Origin of the sequence: Corynebacterium sp. HMSC30G07 (genome assembly GCF_001806945.1) — a bacterium.
Classification (GTDB): Bacteria; Actinomycetota; Actinomycetes; order Mycobacteriales; family Mycobacteriaceae; genus Corynebacterium; species Corynebacterium riegelii.
The window spans coordinates 1-2,413 of record NZ_KV786483.1; the positions used below are offsets into that span (position 1 = coordinate 1).

The following is a 2,413-nucleotide window of genomic DNA, read 5'->3' on the forward strand; positions in this document are numbered from 1 at the left end:
GGTCAACGGCCACGAGAAGGGCAAGGACGACAACGGTTCAGACAACAAGTCTGGTAATCCGGTCTACAACTCGGATGATCTCAAGGTCCAGCCGGGTGAGAAGAAGGCTACGAACAACCCGTTCGAGGGTCAGGACAACCTGAAGCCGATTGAGAAGACTGAGGTCACTCCGAAGGATTCCGAGGGTGAGGGCTGGGGCTTCACTATCGACGACAAGGGCGTCATCACCGGTGAGGCTCCGTCGGTTGATGATCTGAAGGGTTCCTTCAAGGAGAAGTTCCCGAACGGTACGAAGAACTGGGATGAGTTCAAGAAGCAGTTCGAGGGCATCGCTGATCCGACCGTGACCGGCAAGATCGCCTTCGAGGGTGAGACTGATCCGAAGACGGGCGAAGCTACCTTCCACCTGGTTGACAAGGACGGCAAGTCCCTGCTGGATCCGACCGGCGACATTGATGGCGACGGCGTATCCAACAAGGATGAAATTGAGAAGGGGTCCAACCCGTTTGACAAAGACTCGACGCCGGATACCTCCAAGCCGACGGTGAATGAGATCAAGCCGGGCGCCAAGGAGATCACCGGTAAGGGTGATCGTCCGGGTGAGGACATCAAGGTCACGTTGCCGAACGGTAAGGTCATTGAGACCAAGACCGATGAGAATGGCAACTGGAAGGTTGAGGTTCCGTCGGATGTTGATCTGAAGACTGGTGACAAGGTTGTCGTTACCGATGGTGCTGGCAACTCTACTGAGGCAAAGGTTGGCATTGACACTGGTAAGTGTGTTGCTACCACCCTCGGCTTCGGTCTGCCGTTGATCGCGCTGCTGCCGATTGGTTTGGCTACCCAGATGGACATCCCGGGTGTCACGCCGATTGCTAACGAGGTCTCCCTCCGTCTGGAGCAGGCGAACTCCCAGATTCAGCAGCAGCTGGGTATCTTCAACCCGCAGATGGCTGGTCAGGTTGCTGAGATCAACGCTCGCCTGAAGGAGGTCGGTGGTGACCTGTCTATGGTGGCTGCTGGTATCGCTCTGATCGCCGCAGGCATCTTGGCTGGCACCCTGATTTACGACAACTGCTCCCCGAACGGTGGCTTCAACTCCTCCGTGAAGGACCTTGAGCTGAAGGGTTCTTCCGGTAAGACGCACGAGCTGTCTTCGAAGAAGCAGGGCGAGGATAAGAAGTCCTCTGCTGAGAAGTAGGACCGCTTCCGTGTAGCTGCTTGTAGCTAGCTGCCGACCCCGGTGTTGTGAGGGAATCACATCCCTCACAACACCGGGGTTTGTCTTTTTCTGCGGTTGTATTCCTTTAACGTGCAAATCAAGGTGGTACACACTATTCTTGGAGGGAATATCCAGGTGTACAGGCGATGTTCAGCCACTAAGGAGAGCACATGAAAAAGCCAGTCCCCGATGCAGCTGTTAACAAACGTCGCGGGGTATCCGTCGCCGCAGCTGCCCTCTCATTTGCGTTGGTTGCGCCGTTGGTGCAGCCGGTTGCGGTACCTCAATCTGTGGCTGCGGCTTACGCCGGTACTCCAGATGAGGCTGGCCAGCCGAATGATGCGGGTAATGGTGTCAAGTACCCGGGTAAGAATGCCCAGGGTGTCTACCAGTCCGTGGTGGATGAGCAGCGTTATGAGTTTGCTGATCAGCCGATCAAGGTTGAGGGGGCTATCGAGTCTGACGCTCCGGAAGGCACCAACGAGTCCATCGAGGGCTACGTGATCCACCAGCGTGATGGTGACCTGTCGGTCTACCCGGGAACCCGTGATCCGTGGAAGCCGATCCCGATGGCTGGTGTGCGCGTCTATGCACAGTGGACTGAGAAGGGTGGCATTGTGTCGCCGGTGTATACCGGTGTGACTCGTGAGGATGGCTACTACACCATCGAGATGAAGCCGTTCACCAATGCCAAGGGCCAGGTAGTGAAGTTTGATGCGGATCCGAACGGTCCGCAGTACGAAAAGATTCGTGTGTGGGTGGATAACCCGGATCCGGATAACTTCACGCAGCTGTATGGCTACAACTTCGGCCACATGGGCCCGAACGGCAACACGTACGACACCCCAGGTGGTATGAGCTGGTCTGTTGGTTCTGACCGTGTGACCAGCGTTCGTTTCGCGTTTGGCGAGAAGACCCGCCATGACGTGATGCACTTGGATAAGGCTGATCAGAACCCAGTCGTTGGTAATGGGCCTGGCCAGATTAAGGGCAACCTCTTCTGGCAGCTGTACCATACTGCGGGTGCGTTTACGCCGAGCTTGATGAACAAGATGAACGGTGCCGATGTGCCAGCAACCGGCGTCAAGGTCTATGGTTCCTACCTGTCTGATTACGCGGTCAACGAGATTAAGACGAAGGCTGCGAATGATCTTGGATTTGATGAGATCCGTGGTCGCGGTTGGACCAACC

The 2,413-nt window shown here is 56.2% G+C and carries 1 protein-coding gene and 1 pseudogene; both read left to right on the forward strand.

What is annotated here, in order from left to right; all coding sequences use genetic code 11:
- A partial coding sequence (locus tag HMPREF3104_RS12535) for an Ig-like domain-containing protein (RefSeq protein ID WP_168156387.1) occupies window positions 1-1,201 on the forward strand: 1,201 nt, incomplete at its 5' end.
- Window positions 1,202-1,392: 191 nt separating this feature from the next.
- Window positions 1,393-2,413 (forward strand): annotated as a pseudogene (locus HMPREF3104_RS11520) (hypothetical protein); the annotation flags it as partial.